12 protein-coding genes are annotated in these 22,896 nt (G+C 36.6%); 2 read left to right on the top strand and 10 right to left on the bottom strand.

Annotated features, from left to right (window positions below; translation table 11 throughout):
- Positions 1-19: 19 nt before the first annotated feature.
- From JOD96_RS00465 to JOD96_RS00440, 6 genes are all read right to left on the bottom strand, one after another.
- Positions 20-907: a DUF4835 family protein gene (locus JOD96_RS00465; RefSeq protein ID WP_209562299.1), complete on the bottom strand. Its 888-nt coding sequence runs from the start codon at positions 905-907 to the stop codon at positions 20-22.
- Positions 908-983: 76 nt separating this feature from the next.
- Positions 984-2,192 carry a bifunctional phosphopantothenoylcysteine decarboxylase/phosphopantothenate--cysteine ligase CoaBC gene (gene coaBC, locus JOD96_RS00460; protein WP_209562298.1) on the bottom strand — a complete coding sequence of 403 codons (1,209 nt, stop codon included), beginning with the start codon at positions 2,190-2,192 and terminating at the stop codon, positions 984-986.
- A 7-nt stretch (positions 2,193-2,199) separates the two neighbouring features.
- Positions 2,200-2,517: a DNA-directed RNA polymerase subunit omega gene (locus tag JOD96_RS00455; RefSeq protein WP_209562297.1), complete on the bottom strand. Its 318-nt coding sequence runs from the start codon at positions 2,515-2,517 to the stop codon at positions 2,200-2,202.
- 8 nt (positions 2,518-2,525) lie between these two features.
- Complete coding sequence (locus tag JOD96_RS00450; RefSeq protein ID WP_209562296.1) at positions 2,526-3,320, bottom strand: outer membrane protein assembly factor BamD; 795 nt, start codon at positions 3,318-3,320, stop codon at positions 2,526-2,528.
- Positions 3,321-3,444: 124 nt separating this feature from the next.
- Positions 3,445-4,338 carry a 4-hydroxy-tetrahydrodipicolinate synthase gene (gene dapA, locus JOD96_RS00445; RefSeq protein ID WP_209562295.1) on the bottom strand — a complete coding sequence of 298 codons (894 nt, stop codon included), beginning with the start codon at positions 4,336-4,338 and terminating at the stop codon, positions 3,445-3,447.
- Positions 4,339-4,354: 16 nt separating this feature from the next.
- Positions 4,355-4,867 (bottom strand): DUF6913 domain-containing protein, encoded by a 513-nt coding sequence (locus JOD96_RS00440; RefSeq protein ID WP_209562294.1) that lies wholly within the window; start codon positions 4,865-4,867, stop codon positions 4,355-4,357.
- Positions 4,868-4,913: 46 nt separating this feature from the next.
- On the opposite strand from JOD96_RS00440, the gene JOD96_RS00435 reads away from it, so the two are divergent.
- Positions 4,914-5,693 carry a 5'-nucleotidase C-terminal domain-containing protein gene (locus tag JOD96_RS00435; protein ID WP_209562293.1) on the top strand — a complete coding sequence of 260 codons (780 nt, stop codon included), beginning with the start codon at positions 4,914-4,916 and terminating at the stop codon, positions 5,691-5,693.
- Positions 5,694-5,741: 48 nt separating this feature from the next.
- Complete coding sequence (locus tag JOD96_RS00430) at positions 5,742-6,653, top strand: bifunctional metallophosphatase/5'-nucleotidase (RefSeq protein WP_209562292.1); 912 nt, start codon at positions 5,742-5,744, stop codon at positions 6,651-6,653.
- 112 nt (positions 6,654-6,765) lie between these two features.
- On the opposite strand, the gene ligA is transcribed toward JOD96_RS00430, so the two are convergent.
- The 4 genes from ligA to JOD96_RS00410 form a co-directional block, all read right to left on the bottom strand.
- Positions 6,766-8,772, bottom strand: coding sequence for an NAD-dependent DNA ligase LigA (gene ligA / locus JOD96_RS00425; protein WP_209562291.1), 2,007 nt, complete (start codon positions 8,770-8,772; stop codon positions 6,766-6,768).
- A 240-nt stretch (positions 8,773-9,012) separates the two neighbouring features.
- Positions 9,013-10,947: an OmpA family protein gene (locus JOD96_RS00420; RefSeq protein ID WP_209562290.1), complete on the bottom strand. Its 1,935-nt coding sequence runs from the start codon at positions 10,945-10,947 to the stop codon at positions 9,013-9,015.
- Between the two features lie 11 nt (positions 10,948-10,958).
- Positions 10,959-11,891, bottom strand: a complete 933-nt coding sequence (locus JOD96_RS00415) for a type IX secretion system membrane protein PorP/SprF (RefSeq protein WP_209562289.1) — start codon at positions 11,889-11,891, stop codon at positions 10,959-10,961.
- Positions 11,892-11,936: 45 nt separating this feature from the next.
- Positions 11,937-22,319, bottom strand: a complete 10,383-nt coding sequence (locus tag JOD96_RS00410) for a gliding motility-associated C-terminal domain-containing protein (protein ID WP_209562288.1) — start codon at positions 22,317-22,319, stop codon at positions 11,937-11,939.
- Between the last annotated feature and the right edge of the window lie 577 nt (positions 22,320-22,896).

Raw genomic sequence — 22,896 nt, 5'->3', positions numbered from 1 at the left:
GTAAAAATCAAAAATCAAATTAAAATTTGATTTGCGACCATTTAGTGGTATTCAATGGCGAAACTTTATTCAAAACATCTGTTAAATCTGTAATAGGAATGCTTGGCCCACCCGAAAAAACAGAAACAATTTCATCTGATTTGGCATCAAAAAAGACCCGGGTCAAAAAAGCATTTGGTTTAACAGCATTTACCTTTCCTATAAGTAATAGCGATGATTTTATTTTTTCTTTTGAAGCTTTTAAATCCTGGCTCATATTATCCAGGCCAGAGTGATATAAGAACATTGTCTGTCTTAAATCACTATAGGTTGGAGACATCATGTCATTAATCAGAAAATAACGGCTCTGAAGTCCGTCAGTCTGGCTCCAGCCCTTAAAACCTCCCTGCTGTGCAACGTTTGCTATATTTTGTGCAGTTTCCAGATAAGAAGTTCCTCCTCCCATCTGAAATGTATCGGCATCTATACCTAAAATCATATAGCTGTAAAATGAAACTACAGAAATTAAATTAGATTCAAAAACCGTAGGATTAAACAACAAAGGCTCATATTCAGTATAACTGAAATTAAAATCCTTGTCATTAAAATTGAAAATAGGTGATGAATAAGTTGAATTGTAAATAAGTCTTGATGCCTGGATTTGAATTGTACCAGAAAACTGATTTGAGCTGTATGAGGATAAAGTGATATACATCGAACAGTTGATTCTTTCGTTTTGTTTTAAAACAGATCCCGTCCAATCTGTTTTATTCACAAATTCAGACAAAGAACTCTGAAGCGTTTTAAAAACCTGCTGATTTGGAGTTTGAAGCCTTTCAGTATTTAAAGTTACGGTACAGTTTAACTGTTGCGCCTGCGTAACACCAAAAATAAAAAATACTAAAAAAATAACGACTTTATTATTCATACCAAGATACTATTTGCTTTTAGCGACTAAAATTTCGCTATTAAATTCAGTTTTTTTGATTTTAAAATCATTGCTGTTACGAAAAATGCAAAATTACTTTATTCAAAATATCAGCTGCAACAGATTCTTTTGATTTTAATTCCATTGGTTCGATTTTAAAATTCTTATCAATAAATGTTACTTTATTGGTTTCTTTTTTAAAACCGGCCCCTTCATCCTGCAAGGAATTTAGAACTATCAAATCTAAGTTTTTTTTCTGAATTTTCAACTTAGCATTCTCAATTTCATTTTCAGTTTCTAATGCAAATCCAATCAAAAACTGATTTTGTTTGATAGCACCAAGGGATAATAAAATATCTTTCGTTTTTTCAAGCTCAATTGCAAACTCATCAGGAGATTTTTTTATTTTCTGCAAGGCAATTGTCTTAGGTTTATAATCGGCTACTGCTGCTGCTGCGATGGCAACATCAACATCGTTATAATAAATATGGCATGCATCATACATTTCTTGTGCCGACACAACATTTATAACCTCTATAGCTGCATTTTTTGCCTTGTAATGAGTTGGTCCTGAAATCAAAATCACACTGGCACCCAAATTTGCGGCTGTATTTGCAATATCAAAACCCATTTTTCCTGAAGAATGATTTCCTATAAAACGTACAGGATCTATTGCTTCGTATGTTGGTCCGGCAGTAATTAATATTTTTTTTCCTTTTAAGGGTAATTTACTTTCTAAATCAGCTTCAAGAAATGCGATTATATTTTCAGGTTCTGCCATCCTTCCTTCTCCAGACAATCCACTCGCTAATTCGCCACTTTCTGCCGGGATTATAACATTTCCAAATTGTCTCAAAGCAGTAAAACTTGAGACTGTAGAGGGATGTTTATACATATCCAGATCCATTGCCGGAGCAAAATAGACTGGACATTTGGCCGATAAATAAGTTGCAATTAAAAGATTATCACAGTTTCCTGTTGCCATCTTAGACAATGTGTTGGCAGTAGCGGGAGCAATTAACATCAAATCAGCCCAAAGTCCCAATTCGACATGATTATTCCATACTGCATCTTCATCATCCTGATTAAAGAAACTGGAGTGTACAGGATTTTTTGATAACGTAGATAACGTAAGTGGAGTTACAAAATCCTTAGAAGCAGGTGTCATTATCACTTGGACATGTGCACCTGCTTTTATAAAAAGTCGTACTAATGATGCTGTTTTATACGCTGCAATTCCACCGGAAACTCCCAGTAAAATTTTCTTCCCGTTTAAAACTGACATTATACTATTATTTGTTTGAACCTCTGTGGTATGTTTTACCGTCTAACCATTCCTGAACTGCCAAAGCGTGAGGTTTAGGTAATTTTTCGTAAAATTTAGAAACTTCGATTTGTTCTTTATTTTCAAAAACTTCTTCAAGACTGTCATTATAAGTAGCAAACTCTTCTAATTTCTCAGTTAATTCTTTTTTTATTTCTGAATTAATTTGGTTTGCTCTTTTAGCCATAATGGTAATTGCCTCATACACATTTCCTGTTGGCTCTTCAATAACTGTTTTATTATAAGTTACTGTATTAACAGGAGCATTCGTCTTTTTTAAATCCATGACTTTATTTATTTAGTAAATTTTTGTAAATCTGTTTCAACTCTGGCATTCATTTCTTCTGCCTGTTTTTTATATTTTGTATCGCTTTTAAACTTAATTAAGTTGTTATAAGATACTTTAGCTATATTTAAACGTTCCTGCATTTTTGACGGAATACTGTTTATTGCTAATTGGTATGCAGAATCATATTTGTAGAATAATGCATCTTCTTTGAAAGGTGTTCCTGGAAAATCTGCAATAAAGTTATCAAAAGCAATCAGAGCCGATTTATAGTCTGAAATTGTATTGTATCCTTTTGCATTTTCGTATGCCTTTTTCTCTAGTTTGCCATTCAGGTCTTTTACAACCTCATTTGCCTGAGGCACATATTCTGAATTTGGATAATTATCAATGAATGCCTGTAATTTTTCTAAAGCTTTTACTGTATCTGTCTGATCTAAACTATATACAGGTGACAACTTTGAATAACTGTAAGCACCCAGAAAAGCAGCTTCTTGTACTTTTTCACTTCGTGGATATCCAGAAACAAAGCTTTCGAACTGATAACCTGCCAAATAATATTGTTTTGTTTTGTAATAAGACTGAGAATACATATAAAACAATTTTTCTGCCTGAGGCTTACCCCTGTAAGTAGACGCTAATTGTTCAAAAAGACGAATCGCTTTATTATACTTTCCTGCCTCATACATTTTAGTTGCTATCTCAAACTTAGCCGCAACATCTTCATTTTTTAAAGCTTTTTGGTAATCACTACAAGAACAAAAAAGGACAACAACAATTAATAGGGATACTATTTTTTTCATTTTATTACTTTTATTATGATTACTCAGGCATTGTGCCAAAGCAAAATCACACCGAAGTTCCGGTGGCAAATTTAGTTATTAATTTAGCTACTACAAAATATTTTTTTGGCACAATAAAATACCCTTAATCCTGCTCTACTTTGATGCTTTTTTTTACAAAATCATTTAGTCTGTCCGCTAATGATTCATCAACTGAAACCAATGGTAAACGTACGGTGTTCTCAGCAATACTAAGCGATTTAAAGACTTGTTTGATTCCGGCTGGATTTCCCTGTTCAAAAATCATATCGATACAATCTGATAAAAAGTATTGTGTTTTAAAAGCTTCATTTACTTTTCTGTTAAGTCCTAAGCGTATCATTTCTGAAAATTCTTTAGGAAATCCTTGTCCAATTACAGAAATAACACCTGCTCCTCCGGCCAAAACAATAGGCAGTGCAATCATATCATCGCCTGAAATCACAAGAAAATCTTTTGGTGCATTTTTAATCAGTTGTAAGGCCTGGGCCATATCTCCCGCTGCTTCTTTTATTGCTACAATATTATCAAAATCATTTGCCAGACGAATTACTGTTGATGGCAACATATTACTAGAGGTTCTCCCCGGAACATTATATAAAATTACAGGAACAGGAGAAGCTTCGGCAATTGCTTTATAATGCTGGTAAATTCCTTCCTGTGTTGGTTTATTATAATAAGGAGAAACAGACAGGATTGCTTCAAATGCAGAAAAATCCCTTGTCTTTAACTCTTCAACAACCTGCATTGTATTATTACCTCCCACTCCAAGTACAAGTGGCAACCTTCCTTTATTAAAATCGATTACTGCATTAATAACCAATTCTTTTTCGGCTTGTGTCAGGGTAGCATTTTCTCCTGTTGTACCCATTACTACAAGATATTCAACTCCTCCATCGATCGAAAAATTAACAATTCGCTGTAATGCTTCAAAATCAATTGAGAAATCTTTTTTAAATGGGGTTACAAGAGCAACACCAGTTCCTATTAATGATTGCATATTCTAGTTTATATTTTTATTTAATGTTCTTTAAATACTTGAACAATTCTGAAACGAAAAGTTTATAATTTTCTATAGCGGTTTCTATCATCCATCGGTTTAAATTGTTGTCGACTGATGCAAAACCAACTTTAAATTTCGCTTTTGATTTATTTGTTACCATCATCAGGATTGATTGTTCGGTATCATAATAACTTATCAAAAGGTCAAATTCTGTGTCAATAAATTCAGTCAGAAAATCTACGGTCACTTCTCCCCGCCAATTGATATGTTTTTTACCAAAAGTTGGTCTTAAATAGGTTTCTTTCTTATCGAATTTACTTCTGTACACAACAATTTTTATGCTGTCAGGGTTGATTCCATTGGAAATTAATTCTTTTATTAATTCTTCCGAATGTCTAAATTCACTTTCATCAACCAGCAAACCAATTGTTTGCACATTACTTGTAAAGACTTCGTTTTTTACATTATGTAAGTTATTTTTTAATGATTTTTTTACAAAAAATTCCTTTATATAATTTAAAAACATAGTACTTTTACGAATTACAAAATTAATTATTTAAGTCGCATTTAAGATGGTAAAACTAAAAAAGTATAACGGATTTTTAAAACTTTTTGTTATATTCTTAACAGTTTTTTTTATTACTTCCTGCAGTCAGAAAAACTACAACTTAACGAAGATAGAAGGAAAACAGCTTCCTGTCGATGAAAAAGGAGCAGAAACTCCTGCAATTGAAAATTTTATTGCTCCTTATCGTAATCATATCAACAAAGATTTGGACAGCGTTTTGGCGTTTTGTCCAGAAACATTAGACAAAAGCACTGGCAAATGGCAGACAACAATAGGTTGCCTAATGGCTGATGTTTGCGTAAAAAGAGGAAATTTAGTTTTCAAAAAACGTGAGAATAAAACTATCGATTTATGCCTTTTAAATCATGGCGGAATCCGAGCCATTCTTCCAAAAGGTAATGTGACGAGCAGAACCGCTTTTGAAATCATGCCTTTTGAAAACAATTTGGTAGTGCTGGCTATGAAAGGAGAGCAGATTGCAGATATTGCTGCCTATATAATTAAGGAGAAAAAACCGCAGCCATTATCCGGAATGACTTTTACGATTGCTAAAGATAATACGGCAAAAAATATTCAGGTTCAGGGAAAGTCTCTTGACATCAACAAGGTTTATTATGTTGCAACAAACGATTATCTGGCAAATGGCGGGGACAATATGAGTTTCTTTGCCAAGAATGTTCAAAAATTTGATTTAAACTACAAACTTCGTGATGTGTTGATTGATTATTTTAAAGAAGTCGATACGATTCCGGTGCCAAGAGATATCAGAATTACTGAAGAATAACATTTTCTAGAAATAAATTACCCGCGTTTACGCAAAAAAACATATCCAATGAAGAGAAGAGAATTTATCGAAAAAACGGCTGCAAGTACTGCTTTATTAAGCTTAGGTTTGTCTTTGAGCAGTTTTGAAACTAACGATATAAAACACTTAACTGTTTTGCATACTAATGATGTACACAGTCATATCGACCCTTTTCCGGCGGATGATCCGCGTAATGCAAATAAAGGCGGTGTTTCTCGCAGAGCGGCTCTTATTGAGACTATTCGAAAAGAAAATCCAAATGTACTCTTATTAGATGCAGGAGATATTTTTCAGGGCACTCCTTACTTTAATTATTATGGTGGTGAACTTGAGTTTAAGTTAATGAGTATGATGAAATATGATGCATCTACAATAGGAAACCATGACTTTGACAATGGTCTTGATGGTTTGTATGCACAAATGCCTCATGCTACTTTTGAATTTATCAACTCTAATTATGATTTTAAAAATACGGTCATGAACGGACTTGTAAAACCGTATAAAATCTTTCATAAAAATGGAATAAAAGTTGGCGTTTTTGGTCTTGGAATTGAACTTGCAGGACTTGTTGACAAAAAAATGTACAAGGAAACTGTTTATAATGATCCTGTTGAAATTGCCCAGGATATGACACAATTACTGAAGAAAACAGAGAAGTGTGATTTGGTGATCTGTCTTTCTCACTTAGGTTATAAGTATGGAAATGGGGAAGATAAAATCTGTGATTTAAAATTAGCTGAATTAACACAGGATATTGATCTGATTATTGGCGGACACACACATACATTTTTAGATAAACCTACAATTGTAAAAAATAAAGCAGGTGAAAATGTTTTAGTTAATCAGGTTGGCTGCTATGGAATCAATTTAGGAAGGATAGATTTTTATTTTGATAAGGATAAAGCGCACACTAATCAGGGAAAATCAATTATTGTATAGTTTTTTTGTTTTAGTTTTCTAGGAAAATATTCAACATAAATAATAAAAAAATCCTGTTCTGCACAATATGTTTAATTGTACAGAACAGGATTTTATCTTTATTCACTTTCATTTATTCACTTTCATTTAATTTAGTTATAAAATCTTCCTCAGAAAGTATTGGGATTTTTAACTTATTGGCTTTTTCTAATTTTGCCGGCCCCATATTATCTCCCGCCACAACAAAATCGGTTTTTGCAGAAATTGAACTTCCTACTTTTCCTCCGTTGTCTTCAATTGTTTTCTTTAGCTCATCTCTTGAAAACTGAGCAAAAACACCCGAAACAACAAACGTTTTTCCAACAAATTTATCAGTAGCATCGGGATTAATTTTTTCAACTATTTCAAATTGTACACCATAATTTTTCAGACGTTCAATTATTGTTCTGTTTTCTTCATTTTCAAAAAACTCAACTACACTTCTGGCGATTCGGTCACCGATTTCATCAACCAAAATCAACTCCATTAAAGAAGCCTTGCTCAATGCGTCTATATTTTTGTAATGTTTTGCTAGTTTCTTAGCCACTGTTTCGCCTACAAAACGTATTCCGAGCGCAAATAAAACACTCTCAAAAGGAATTTGTTTTGATTCTTCTACACCCTTGACTAAATTCTCCGCAGATTTCTGAGCCATTCTTTCCAAATGCAAAATATCTTCTACTTTTAATTCGTATAAATCTGCATAATTATGCACCAGGCCATTTTTGAAAAGTAGTGCTACTGTTTCTCCGCCAAGACCTCCTATATCCATAGCTTTTCTCGAAATATAATGCTGGATTCGTCCGATAATCTGTGGAGGGCAACCGTAAAAATTTGGGCAATAATGATTGGCTTCACCAACGTTTCTTACCAATTCGGTATGACATTCCGGGCAATAGGTGATGTAATGTGTTTTTTCTGAGTTTTCAGGCCGTTTTTCTAAATCTACTGCAATAATTTTAGGAATGATTTCTCCTCCTTTTTCAACAAAAACGGTGTCATTTATACGGATATCCAATTTCTCAATCTGATCTGCGTTGTGCAATGAAGCCCTCTTAACGATAGTTCCGGCCAGCTGTACAGGCTTTAAATTTGCAACTGGTGTGATGGCACCGGTACGTCCAACCTGATATGAAATAGATTTTAGCTGTGTTGATACTTGTTCTGATTTGAATTTATACGCTATTGCCCAACGTGGCGATTTTGCGGTATAACCCAATTCTTCCTGATGTTGGATACTGTTTACTTTCACCACAACTCCGTCTGTTTCGTATGGCAAATTATGACGATGTACATCCCAGTAATCAATGAAATCAAAAACTTCTTCTAAATTATTGACCAATTTTGCTTCATTTGGCACTTTAAAACCCCATTTTCTTGCAGATTCCAGTCCTTCAAACTGGGAAGAAAAAGGTAAATTATTACCTGTTACAAAATATAATAAACATTCTAAAGGGCGCTTTGCAACCTCTGCACTATCTTGGAGCTTTAAGCTTCCTGATGCAGTATTTCTTGGATTGGAGTATGGAGTTTCTCCAATCTCAATTAATTCCTGATTCATTTTTTCGAAACCTGAATAGGGAAGGATAATTTCTCCGCGAATGTCAAATTTCTCGGGATAATTTCCTTTTAACTGTAAGGGAATGGACTTTATTGTTTTGATATTATTGGTAACCTCATCACCCTGAAAACCATCTCCGCGTGTTAATGCCTGAACTAGTTTTCCGTTTTCGTATGTAATACTAATTGATGCTCCATCGTATTTTAATTCGCATGTATATTGTAAATCGACATTTCCTAACACCCTTTGAATACGGTTTTGCCAATCGGTCAAATCATCTTTAGAATAAGAATTATCCAAAGAATACATTCTGTATTGATGTGGAATTGTTTTAAAATTCTTTGTAACTGTTCCTCCTACTCTTTGTGTTGGCGAATTCTCATCAAAAAATTCAGGATGTTTACTTTCTAAATCCTGAAGCTCTTTTAATTTAACATCAAAATCATAATCTGAAATTGTGGCATTATCAAGTACATAATAGTTGTAATTGTGCTGGTTAAGTTCATTTCTTAAAGCCTGGATTGTTTCTTGAATAGTCATATAATATTAAAATGATGCGGATTGTATTTTAGAATAACTTTAAATCAAAATTAGGATTATTTTCGTTGAAAAACATCAAAAACAAAAAGTTTTAAAAATCAAAAATCAAGCTGCAAATAAATGCAACTTGATTTTCTTCTTGTCCATTATTCTTAAAAGAATGAATCAAAACCAACTTCCAAATGGTTTTTATATTCTATATTCTCAATGATTATCAATCAATTAGGACATAATATAGAATTATTTTTGAATAATAATAAAATCGGAACGTCTATTTAACAAGTGTTCTTCTTCTGTACATTTAACTCCATTTTTACATTTATTGACTAATTTACTTTCACCATACCCTATTGCGCTTTCTATTCGTGAGGCATCAATATCCTGAGAGACAATATAATCTCTTGTTGATTTAGCTCTGTTGTCAGAAAGTTTGAGGTTGTAAGCATCTTTTCCGCGAGAATCTGTATGTGATTCAATTTTAATTCGGATGTTAGGAAATTTACGCATGATAAAAACGACTTTTGACAATTCTTCTATTGCCGGCGGAGTAATATCATACTTATCATAATCAAAATAAATTGGGTTAACATCTACTTTTTCTACTCCTTTTTTCTTTACAACAAGATCGTCGTAGTTGCTCAGTTCAAAATTGATATTTTTAATTTCGCCTTCGTTTTCGGTTCCTGTTTCTACTGTTTTATCGTCACTGCTATAGTTGGGTTTTGCAGCAATCATTTTGACTGATTTACCGCATGGAACCACAACTGCATATTTGCCTTCATAATTTGTCTTTGTTTCTGCAAGAACATCGCTATAAGAGTTATATGCCATAATTACAACATCAGTAAGAGGTAGTTTTGTTTTTCTGTCAACAGCAATACCTGAAATATTCTGGTTGCAGACCGGTTTTCCTTTGGTGAAAGAATAAATATCGTCGTCGCCTTTCCCTCCTTCTCTATTAGAAGAGACGTAACCAAAACTATCCGTTTTATCAATAATAAAAGAAAAATCATCCTTATTACTGTTTATTGGGGCTCCTAAATTGCGAGGAACAGAAAATGTTCCATCGGCTAAAAAAATGCTTTCATATACATCTAAATCTCCGATTCCGTAATGTCCGTCTGAAGAAAAATAAAGAGTTCCGTTTCTAAAGAATGGAAAAACTTCATTACCAAGTGTATTTATTTTTGGCCCCAAATTTACAGGAGAACTCATAGTACCGTCAGCCGCAATTTTTACGTAATACAAATCTGTTTCACCATAACCACCAGGCATATCTGATGCAAAGAAAAGCCATTCTCCGTCTTCACTCAATGAAGGGTGTCCGACTGAATAGTCATTGCTGTCAAAAAACACAGATTCGGAATTTTCTAATTTATTATCGACTATCTGGCCTTTGATGATTTGAAAATTATTAATCTTATTTTCATCTACAACCAGTTTATTTTTTTTGACAATATTTGTCGAATAATAAATAGTCTTTCCACTGCTGTCAAAAGTTGCTGTTGCTTCATGATACTTGCTCATAACGTTTGCTAAGAACAATTTTTCATTAAACAAACTTCCGTCTGCGGGATTTCTTTCTGCAACATAAAGATTTAAGAAAGGCTGATTATTCCATGTGTATAATTTTTCACTAAATTTTGTGGTATCCCTTGCGGATGTGAACACAATTTTATCCTGAAAATTAGTAGCCCCAAAATCAGATTTACTGGTATTGATATCGAGATTTTTTACATTATAAAGAGATTTAGTTTTAGACAAACTGTCCAGTTGTTTCTTTTGGGCAGTATATCTGTTGATTTCGTTTTTATCTCCCTTTTTTTCCAGATACTCTTTTATCACTTTATTTGCTTCATCATAATCCATTACTCCTTTTAAAGACTGTATGTAACGCAAATAATAAATGTCTGTCAAATTATTTCCCTGAACTTCATATAACTTTTTGTAATATTTAAGTGCATTTCTTGCATCTGAAATAAAGTAATACGAATCTGCTGTATTCTTTAACGTTTGTGCTGACGGCTTTTTTATGTTTTGCAAAATTTCTTCGTAGGCTTTTGAAGCATCTACGTATGAATAATTTCTAAACAGGGCATCCGCTTTCTTTAAATTAGTCTGAGCGAAACTAACCGTAAAACTCAGTACTAAACTTAGGATATATATATTTTTCATAGACTTTGTTTTTAGAAGAATCGAGGAGATTTGATTTTGCTTTCACCTTTATTAAACGAATAGCGCAGAATGATTTCATGTGAACCATCGTTATACTTGTTGAGTTCACTTATAGTGTAGTCGAAAGAATACCCGATGAAAAAGCTTCTCGATATTTGAAAACCTGCCAGTATACTAACAGAATCATCTGTTCTGTAAGCACTACCTATGACAAATTTTTCGGCTATCATGAAGTTTGCTGAAACATCGGCCGTAATTGGAGCCCCACTCACCGCTTTTACTAAAAATGCCGGTTTGAATTTTAAATTTGGATTCAAATCAAACACGTAACCTCCCATTAAAAAATAATGCATTCGATCATAATCTATAGATTCCTGCACATCATCGTAATAATTACTTTGAATAAAAGAAGGAACCGAAAGTCCTAAATACCATTTGTCAGTGTAGTAATAAACACCAGCTCCGACAGCCAACTTTGCCTGATTTTCAATATTTTGATTTAACAGGACATCGTTGTTGTTATAATATCGTCCTTTTGACCAGTCTATATTTAGCATACGCATACCGGCTTTTAATCCAAAAGCCAATCGCTTTTCATATCCAAGAGGTATTGAATAAGATAAATTTCCATCCAGGTACAACTCGTTCGAAGGTCCAATTTTATCATTGACAACACTTAATCCAAGACCAATTTTTTCATTTGCAAGTGGTCCGTGAATTGAGAATGATTGTGTTTCAGGTGCTCCTGATATTCCTACCCATTGGGAACGATGTAAAAGCGTTGCTTCTAAACTACCCGTAGACCCTGCATAAGCAGGATTTACGGCCATAGTATTGTACATATATTGTGTATATTGCGGATCTTGTTGCGCACTGACACAAAACGTGATAAAAGAACATATTAAAATGAAATATGTTTCTAATGATTTTATATATAGTTTCATAACGATACTTATTTAGTTAAATTAATTAGATGTGATTAAATAGTGTTATCTCATTATAGATAACCATCCTTTTTTAATCGTCCCGTCTCCAGTGTCTATCAAATAAAAATAAGTACCTGTTGGCAACATATCTCCTCTATTTATAACTCCCGATACATTGGCAGTGCCGTCCCAATCATTTTCATAATTCTTTTTGCTGTATACTAACGCACCGTATCTGTTGAAAACTTTAAGTTCATTATTTGGATGCGTTTCGATACAATCAATTCTGAAAAGATCATTTGCTCCGTCATTATTTGGAGTAAACTCATTATACACTGTCAAACAAATTGGATCTACTAAGGCTGTAGCTGAATTATTTGTCGGATCAACATCTAAAGGAGTTGAGATTTCTATTGTTGCAACATTATTGTAATTTCCACTAGGTAATACCAGAACTCTCACTTCAAGAGTTTCACTTGTTCCTGCTGGTAAACTAGGAATTGTCCATACTTGTGTTGCCGTATCATACACTCCGCTTGATGCAGAAGATGACACAAGAGTATATCCACTTGGAATTAATTCACTAACAAGTACATTGTTAATTAGTCCTTCTCCAACATTATTAACTTTTATAGTAAAGACAATTTCTTCTCCAAAGTTTGGTGTTGGATTACTAACTGTATTTGTTATCGTTAAGTCTGAACATGATGCTACTGTAACATTTAATGTTTTTGTAGTTGTCTCGTCACAGTTATTAGTATACGTAACCGTTACTGTTCCCGGGCCAACATCTGACCACGATACTGTTGCAGAGCCATCTGTATTTCCTCCGCCGGAAGTTATTGTTCCATTAGAAACTGACCACACATAATCTGATTTTCCGTTTGCAATTGAATAGGTTACATTTTGGAAAACACATGGTGTATTATCACTTGTCGTAAGCTGTACAAGAGCATCATTTTCAAATTCTATAGCTATTGCCAAACGAGTAACGTTAATACATCCATTTGAGTTGTTACTCAATGCTACTGCATAATAAGTAGTCGCCGTAAGAGCTGCATTTGCCGCCAATGGTGTCCCGCCTGTTGCAGAAGAGTACCAAATTACATTTGGTTCATTTACTAATATATTTGCAATTGTTGGATTTGCAGACAAACAAAATGTTTGAGTCGTATTAGGCGTTGTAACTATACCTGGTGTATTTACATTTACCTGAACCGCTAATCTAACTGGGTTTTCACAACCTGTAACGCTTGTTACTGCTCCATAATAAGTATCTGTTGTTAAAGCAGTTGTAGCAGGAATTGCAGTTCCGCCTGTTGCAGTACTATACCAAATCACATTTGCTTCATTTACTTGAATATTAGCAACTGTTGGTGAATTTAAAGAACAGAAATTTTGCGTAGCATCTGTTGTTGTAGGCGTTGCTGCCGGATTTCCGATTGTAACAGTAACTTGCAGTCTTGTTACACTTTCACAGTTACCGGAAGGATTTACAATTGCTCCGTAATACGTTCCGTCTGTTAGCATCGCTGTTGAAGCAAAGGCGGTTCCCCCTGTTGCGGCACTGTACCAAACCACATTAGCCTCGTTTACCTGAATGCTCGCAAATGTTGGTGCATTTACTGAACAGAAATCCTGCGTCGTGTCTGTTGTTGTCGGTGTACCCGGGTCAGTAACACTGATGGTTACTGCCAGTCTTATATTGCTTGCACAATTGGTTACCGGATCTATAATTGCTCCATAATACGTTCCACTTGTTAAAGCGGCTGTTGAAGCAAAAGCTGTTCCGCCCGTTGCGGCACTGTACCAAATTACATTGGCTTCATTTACCTGAATACTTGCAAATGTCGGTGCACTAACTAAACAGAAATCCTGTGTCGTGTCTGTCGTTGTCGGTGTGCCTGGATCGGTAACGCTGATCGTTACTTGCAAACGAACTGAACTTTCACAGCTAGTTGTAGGGTCTAAAATAGTACCATAATAGGTTCCGCTGGTTAAAGCAGTTGTTGAAGCAAAGGCTGTTCCGCCCGTTGCAGCACTGTACCAAACCACATTGGCTTCGTTTACCTGAATGCTTGCAAATGTCGGTGCACTTTCTAAACAGAAATCCTGTGTAGTATCTGTTGTTGTCGGTATACCCGGGTCAGTAACACTGATGGTTACTGACAGTCTTGTATTGCTTGCACAATTGGTTACCGGATCTATAATTGCCCCATAATAGGTTCCGCTGGTTAAAGCAGTTGTTGAAGCAAAAGCGGTTCCACCTGTTGCAGCACTGTACCAAATTACATTAGTTTCATTTACCTGAATACTTGCAAATGTCGGTGCACTAACTAAACAAAAATCCTGAGTAGCATCTGTTGTAGTCGGTGTTCCCGGATCGGTAACACTGATCGTTACCGCAAGTCTCGTATTGCTTGCACAATTGGTTACCGGATCTATAATTGCCCCATAATAGGTTCCACTGGTCAAAGCGGCTGTTGAAGCAAAAGCTGTTCCGCCCGTTGCGGCACTGTACCAAATTACATTAGTTTCATTTACCTGAATACTTGCAAATGTCGGTGCACTAACTAAACAGAAATCCTGTGTCGTGTCTGTCGTTGTCGGTGTTCCCGGATCAGTAACACTAATTGTTACTTGCAAACGAACTGAACTTTCACAGCTAGTTGTAGGATCTAAAATAGTACCATAATAAGTTCCGCTGGTTAAAGCCGCTGTAGAAGCAAAAGCAGTTCCTCCCGTTGCAGCACTGTACCAAACCACATTGGCTTCGTTTACCTGAATGCTTGCAAATGTCGGTGCACTTACTAAACATAAATCCTGAGTAGTGTCTGTTGTTGTCGGGGTGCCCGGATCGGTAACGCTAATTGTTACTGCCAGTCTTGTATTGCTTGCACAATTGGTTACCGGATCTATAATTGCCCCGTAATAGCTTCCACTTGTTAAAGGGGCTGTTGAAGCAAAAGCCGTTCCGCCCGCTGATGCACTGTACCAAATTACATTAGTTTCATTTACCTGAATGCTTGCAAATGTTGGTGCATTCACTAAACAGAAATCCTGTGTGGTGTCTGTTGTTGTCGGCGTTGCCGGATCGGTAACGCTAATTGTTACTTGCAAACGAACTGAACTTTCACAACTAGTTATAGGGTCTAAAATAGCACCATAATAAGTTCCGCTGGTTAAAGCCGCTGTAGAAGCAAAAGCGGTTCCGCCTGTTGCAGCGCTGTACCAAACTACATTAGTTTCATTTACCTGAATACTCGCAAAGGTTGGTGCATCTACTAAACAGAAATTCTGTGTCGTGTCTGTCGTTGTCGGTGTGCCCGGATCGGTAACGCTAATTGTTACTTGCAAACGAACTGAACTTTCACAGCTAGTTGTAGGATCTAAAATGGCACCATAATAAGTTCCGCTGGTTAAAGCCGCTGTAGAAGCAAAAGCTGTCCCGCCTGTTGCAGCGCTGTACCAAACTACATTGGCTTCGTTTACCTGAATGCTTGCAAATGTCGGTGCACTTACTAAACAAAAATCCTGAGTAGCATCGGTTGTTGTCGGTGTTCCCGGATCGGTAACGCTAATTGTTACCGCAAGTCTTGTATTGCTTGCACAATTGGTTACAGGATCTACGATTGCTCCGTAATATGTTCCGCTTGTTAATGCGGCTGTTGAAGCAAAAGCGGTTCCGCCTGTTGCAGCGCTGTACCAAATTACATTGGCTTCGTTTACCTGAATGCTTGCAAATGTTGGTGCATCCACTAAACAGAAATCCTGAGTAGCATCTGTTGTAGTCGGTGTGCCTGGATCAGTAACGCTAATTGTTACCGCAAGTCTTGTATTGCTTGCACAATTGGTTACCGGATCTACGATTGCCCCATAATAGGTTCCGCTTGTTAATGCGGCTGTTGAAGCAAAGGCTGTTCCGCCTGTTGAAGCACTATACCAAACTACATTGGCTTCGTTTACCTGAATGCTTGCAAATGTCGGTGCAATCACTAAACAGAAATCCTGTGTGGTATCTGTTGTAGTCGGTGTTCCCGGATCGGTAACGCTGATCGTTACCGCCAGTCTTGTATTACTTGAACAATTGGTTACCGGATCTATAATTGCACCATAATAGGTTCCGCTGGTCAAAGCGACTGTGGAAGCAAAAGCTGTTCCTCCCGTGGCAGCACTGTACCAAACCACATTAGCCTCGTTTACCTGAATGCTTGCAAATGTCGGTGCACTCACTAAACAGAAATCCTGTGTCGTGTCTGTTGTTGTCGGTGTTCCCGGATCAGTAACGCTGATCGTTACTTGCAAACGAACTGAACTTTCACAGCTAGTTATAGGGTCTAAAATACCACCATAATAGGTTCCGCTCGTTAAAGCAGCTGTTGAAGCAAAAGCGGTTCCGCCTGTTACGGCACTGTACCAAATTACATTAGTTTCATTTACCTGAATACTCGCAAAGGTTGGTGCATCCACTAAACAGAAATCCTGAGTGGCGTCTGTTGTTGTTGGCGTATTAGGATCATTTATAATTATAGTCGCAGATTGAAGCGTACCAGCAATATTTTCGCATGTAGTGTTACTGGAAACTGCCACATAATATGTTACCGGGCTCAAGGCGCGGGTTAAACCTGTGGTTGTTAATACACCTGTACTGCTTATAGCATAAGTTACACCACTAATAACTGCTCCGTTTGTTATAGGTTGAGCTTTATTAGGATCCAGATACCAAGTAAATATTGGATTTGTCAATGTGCTTGCAGTTGGTGTTAAAGAAGCTGGCACATCATGACATACTGCTGTATCATCAACAGAAATATCGGTAGCGACAGAAGGAGATAATATTGTAAATGTAATTTGTTTTCTGTCTGCTGCTGCAGTTTCACAAAATTCATTTGAACTAACTCCAACATAATAGGTATAAGTCCCCGGAGTTAAACCATTAACAACTAATTGAGCCGTTGTTTCTCCTGAAATTAACTGACTGGTTGTTCCATCAAAACTGTACCAATAGTAGATTGGACTTGTTAATACTGGAGTTCCAGTCAGACCTGTTGCTAATGTTACTGTTCCGGTTGGAGAACAGATTGAGGTTGTAGCTGCTCCGTTTAGCGTTATATTTGTCAAAGCATTTACCGGGCTTGACGTTCTAACCTCAACGACTACTTCTCCTCTGGCAAAAGATTCACATCCATATCGTACTGGCTGTACATAATATCTGTAGATTCCAGAAGCTAACGTTGACGGAACTGTGTATGTTATTCCGTTTGCTACTACATTTCCTCCTGTAGGTGCATCATACCAAACGTATTTAGAACAATCTTCTTCAGGTATTTGCAGCGTAACCTCTGCGCCCGGACAAACAATCACTTTATTATTAGGGTCTGCTCCTATAACTTCTGTGTTGGCTACACGTTCAACAGTATGAACTCTTAAAGATTCTAGCACACCTGCAACTCCTCCAAAACGGATTCTAACTCGGTCATAAGGTTCAGGCTGAGAATTTACAAGTACCATTGACATTGTATTTCCTGGCAATAATCGTATACTAAGTAATGAACTTGTATTTTGAATTGGAGCTCCAACGGCAACATTTCCTAAATAACGCTGAATACTAAAACCAGTAAGGGCATTAACATCCAGAAGAACTGCTGGTTTCGAAACCACAATTCTTAATGTATCACTTGCAATCGAAGGTGTTTTAAATGCAACTGTCAAATCTGCAGATGCAAGTACTCCTGCACCACTATACATAGTAGCAAATGTTGTAACGTCATTATCAGCTACATTCCATGGATCGGTAACACCAACTGTTGCTGTTAGCACTCCTATTCCAAGATCTGTTGCGCCATAATATATATCCTCAATATCACCAGGAGTACAGGCAACAGTTGGTACTGATCTTGTATAATAAGCATCAAAAACTTTTGTGTTTTGAGCCACACTTAAAATTGATGCTGACTGAATTCTGATTCCGTCATAATCCTGCGGCCCTGTAGCATCTGATGGAACAAAACTAAATTCAAATGCATTATCTCCTGATAATAAATTCAATAATGAATTTGAAACAGGCTGCATTGTTCCGATATCAACTCCGGCTTTGGTTCCAATTACTGATAAATTTTGTCCTAATGCCACTGCACTATATTCGGAACCTAGTTTAATAGTAACAGGAGTTCCTTTCACGATATTCGCTGGCCATGTTAAATTTTGCCACGTTGTTCCCACTCCTAATAATCCTACTCCTGTGGTAATAGTAGAAAAAGTCTGAGGGTTTCCATCAACTGCGTTTCCGCCATCAGACACAGTTCCTGTCACAATCGAACCTGATGTTTGTGCATTTGCATACACTCTTTGCGTTAAATCCTGACAACTAGTTGGATCAATAACATTTATAGAAACAGTCCCTGCTCTTGAGCAGTTAGCATTGCTTGCTACTACTGTATAGGTATATATTCCAGGTGTATTTAAAATTCCTGTTGAAAATGGAGGTCCTGTTATGGCATTTCCTTGTGGATCAAACCAGGCAAGAGTACCATCAGATGTTGCATTTAAGGCAACAGCATTTCCGGCATTTATAGAAATCGAAGGAATAACACTCAAACTTGGCAACGGATTAATTGTAACTGTTACTGGTAGTATAACAGATGGACAAGTAACTCCGTTACCCTGAGCTTGAATGGAGTAAACACCACTTGTAGTTATATTTGTTGCCGCAGCCTGATTTATTACATTATTGGATGCGTCATAAAAAGTATATATTGTATTTCCTGTTGTATCAAACGGTGTGATAGCAGTTGTAAGATCTGCACTACCACAGGCAATTAATGGCGATGTAACCACTAAAGGCGTTTGCGTTGGAATAGTTACATTTACTGGCTGTAGAGTATTAATGTCATTTTCGCAGGTAGTTGGGCTTGAAACAGATATAAAATAGTTATAAGGCACTCCTGCAGCTGTAAGTCCGCTCAGCGAAAGCGCATCGGTAACGGGATTTTTAGTAAATGTAACCCCTCCAATAACACTTCCGGTTATTATTTCTTGTGCTTTAGTCTGATCTGTGTAATATCTGAACTCGGCACCAGCTAAAGCAGTTGTTGGAGCAATCACTGCTTCTCCTGCACAAGTTGCTTCAATTGGACTTGTAACTACAACATCCGCAGCAGTAGAATATGGATTTACATTCACAGTAACAAGCTGACGAACACTATTAACACAACCTGCTCGTGCAGCTTCCAGATAATAGGTTGTTGTAGCAGTTAATGGAATTGTAGGATTAACAGCCGCAATCGCACCACCTGTTGGTGCATCATACCAGGTAAATGTTTGAGTTTGTGTTCCCGGAGCCGTTGCTGTTAATGTTGCTTGTTGTCCTGAACAAATTGGAGCAGCATTTCCTGTTATAACTGCATCTGGAAACCTGTAAGAAGCTCCATAAATATTTAAGCTCGTTAATAAAGTAGCTATTCCACCTAATCTAACTTCAATTCTGTCAAATGTAGCTGCTGTAGTAAAACTCGCTTTAAACCTATTTCCTGATAATAATTGTATAGATAATAAATTGTTATTGATATTTATTCTGTCATTATTATAAGTCCCTCCATTATAGGTTGCTAAACTAATATAAGATAACGCACTTATATCAAGAAGTCCAGCCGGAATCTCTAATTCTACATCTATAATATCACCTGCTTCTCCAGCAGTAGGAAAAATCAATTCTTGTTGTATATAACTTCCTGCTACTCCTACAGGTATTGAAAGAGTTGTAGCAGTATTAATGTTTCCGTCTACAGAAAAAGAATCATTTGCCGAAGTACAGGCAACACATAATAAGCCAGGATCTCTTGTTACATTTTGCAAATTAGGCTGTAAACAACTGCTCACAGTATTGATAACCACAACATTTATAGCAGTTCTCGTAGTACTCGAACAATTTGAACCGTTACTTCTTGCCTCAACATAATACGTTTTATTCGCAGTCAAAGCCGGAGAAGGAGTAAATGTGTCGGTATCAACAGCTATTGCGGTTCCGCCGGTTGGTACATCATACCAATCATTATCAATACCCGCTACCGGATTTACCTGTAGTGCTACATTTTGACCCGTCTGAATAATTACTGTAGTAGATGCTGCAGTTGGAGCTGCAGGTAATGGGGTTACAGTAACCGGTATCGCAGTTCTGGTGGGAGATATACAATCCCCAATAACAGCTTCAACATAATAACTGGTATTTGTTGTTAAAGCGGGAGTTGTAAATGAAGTTCCTGTAAATAATAAGTTTCCTGCTGAAGCCGCATCATACCAATTGTAAGTGGTCCCCACAACCGGTGACTGAACTGTAATTGTAGAAGCCTGACCAGAACATAAACTTGCCGGAACAGCAACCAAAGATGGTGCAACAGGATTATTAACTGAAACTAAAACGGCAGAACGTTCACTGTTTACACAACCATTTCTGGTTATTTCAACATAATACGTTGTTGCTGTTGTTAAAGCCGGAGTTGTGAATGCAGCAGTAGCAGCTAATGAACTTCCGCCTGTAGCAGCACTATACCAATTTACTGTTTCACCAACTGCAAGTGCAGCTGTTAATGTCGTAGTTTGTCCGGTACAAATAGTTGTATTTCCGGTAATAGCGGGTGCTTTATATCTATAAGTAGCCTGATAAATATCTAAGCTTGTTAGTACTGTTACAACAGCGCCAAAGCGAATTTCTACACGATCAAAATTAGCTCCTGCCACTACGCTCGCTCTAAAACGGTCTCCTGTTAATAATTGTAAACTTACCAAAGGATCATTAATAAAAACCCTGTCATTGTTATAAGTAGCTCCATTATAAGTAGCTAAACTTACTCCGCCTAATAATGCAAGATCTGCCAAACCACCAGGCAGTTCAAGTTCTACATCAACAATATCTCCTGCTTTTCCAGGATTATTAAACTGAAGTGTCTGTTGAATCCATCCGTTTAGTAATCCAACAGGAAGTGTTAATCGTGCCGCGGTAGCTGGGTTTCCGTCAACTGAATTATTAGGATTTGATGATGTACATAATAAACACAAACCATTTACTGTAGTCTGCTGGCTATTTGCTTCTAAACATCCTCCTAAAGCAGACGGAATAACTGTTACCATTGCAGGAACTCTTGCCATACTTACACAATTTCCTGAACCGTTTTGTGCCTCAACATAATACGTTTTTGTGGCAGTTAGTATAGGAGTGGTAAATGTTGGCGAATTAAGCGCCTCTGCAGTTCCTCCTGTCGGAACGTCATACCAATTTAAAAGAACTCCCGGTTCAGATGTTGTCGCAATTAAGGTGGCGTTTTGCCCAGATTGTATAGTTACACTTTGTGTTAAGATAGTTGGTTCCGCCGGAATAGCAGTAGATACAACAGTTACCGGAGCCCTTGCGGGACTCAAACAAGACCCTATCGAAGCTTCTACATAAAAATTGGTTGTACCAACAGGAACTGTTGGCGAATATGTGGTTCCCGAGGCTAAAGCTACTCCCCCGCTTGAAGAAGAAAACCAGGAATAAGTAGTTCCGGGAATAGGATTTAAAACCGATAATGTTGTCTGTTGTGTGGCCCCTGCTGAACATAAAGAAGTTCCAGAAGTATTGATTACAGGTGCAATCGGATTCGAAACATTAATTACAACCGGCAAACGATCGCTTCCTTCACAGCCACCTGCTCTTGTAACACCTATATAATAAGTTGTATTAGCTGTTAAATTCGGTGTGGTAAAAGTATTTCCAGTAGCTAAAGCCGTTGTAGACGTTGCAGAACTATACCACGCTAAAGTTGTTCCTGCTACAGGTGTTGCTGTAAGGTTAGCTGAAGTGCCCGAGCAAATTGTTTGGTTCAAACCACCTGTTACTGTAGGTTTTGCAAAATCCAGACGAACATCATAAATCCTCAGACTCACTAATAAACTAAGTAACCCTCCGACCTGAATCTGAATTTGATTGGCGTCGCCGGTCAGAGTATAACGTGCTACCCCAACACCATTGCCATTCAATAAATTCAAATTCAAAAGAGGACTGTTTAGTGAAGTCCTTGCGCCAACATTTGTTCCGGATAATTTTGCCTGAATTGAGGCATTAGATAGTAATGAAACATCTAATAAACCATTACCGGTCCCAAAATAAATCAACACCTCATCTCCGGCTCTTGCCGTTTGGTTAAAAGTCAATGTTTCTTCGACAAAGCAGCCAAGCCCGACGGCATTGGTTAGTGTCGCATACGTTGCTAAGCCTGCGTCATTATCATAGGCATTAGCGGGACTATCTACATCTAATCCTACACATAATAATCCGCCCTGGCTATTAGTTTGCGATGTTGGTCTGCAAACCGATTGCGAAAACGCATTATTACATAATAAGAATAAAAATAATAGTCCGAATAATCTCTTCTCATGAATGAGATTACAAAAAGTAAAGATTTTTTTCATAATTTGGAAGATTAGAAAATGGACAATAAAATACCTGTTGCAATAGGCACGATGCCTAGGCAATTAAAAAAACACTAATAATAAATTGATTAGAATAAACTTAAAACCTTAGCTAAGGGCTTCAAATTAGATTTCTGCATAAATCACATAACAATTCCGTACGCATTGCGCATACATTAATAAATTCTTCTAAATAATTCTTTTTTTGAACTTACAGGACATACTGATTCTATCAGCTTTCCTGATGGAGTGATTTGTTGCTTGTACTAAATTTTATCGATAAAATTTAGATTTCTAGAATTGGGGGGAATTCTATAATATAATGTATGAAACAATATTAACAGAAGTTGATTAGGCTGTCCATTAATAAATTAAGTTTTTAGAATAACTTAATATTAAATTGAATCATGAAAGCGGGGGTATTTATTGCATCCTGAAGTCATCAGGTCACAACAAATTTTTATTACAAAACCATTGAATGGGTTTAATAATAAAAATTTTAAACTGACGAAATATTTAAATTTAGAAAACAAGTCTGCCAATACACCAAAATTTATTTTAACAATAAACTTTAAAG

Origin of the sequence: Flavobacterium sp. 1355, assembly GCF_017833415.1 — a bacterium.
Taxonomy (GTDB): domain Bacteria; phylum Bacteroidota; class Bacteroidia; order Flavobacteriales; family Flavobacteriaceae; genus Flavobacterium.
Note: the sequence above shows the minus strand (reverse complement) of the source record. Positions and strands in the feature narration are given on the sequence as shown.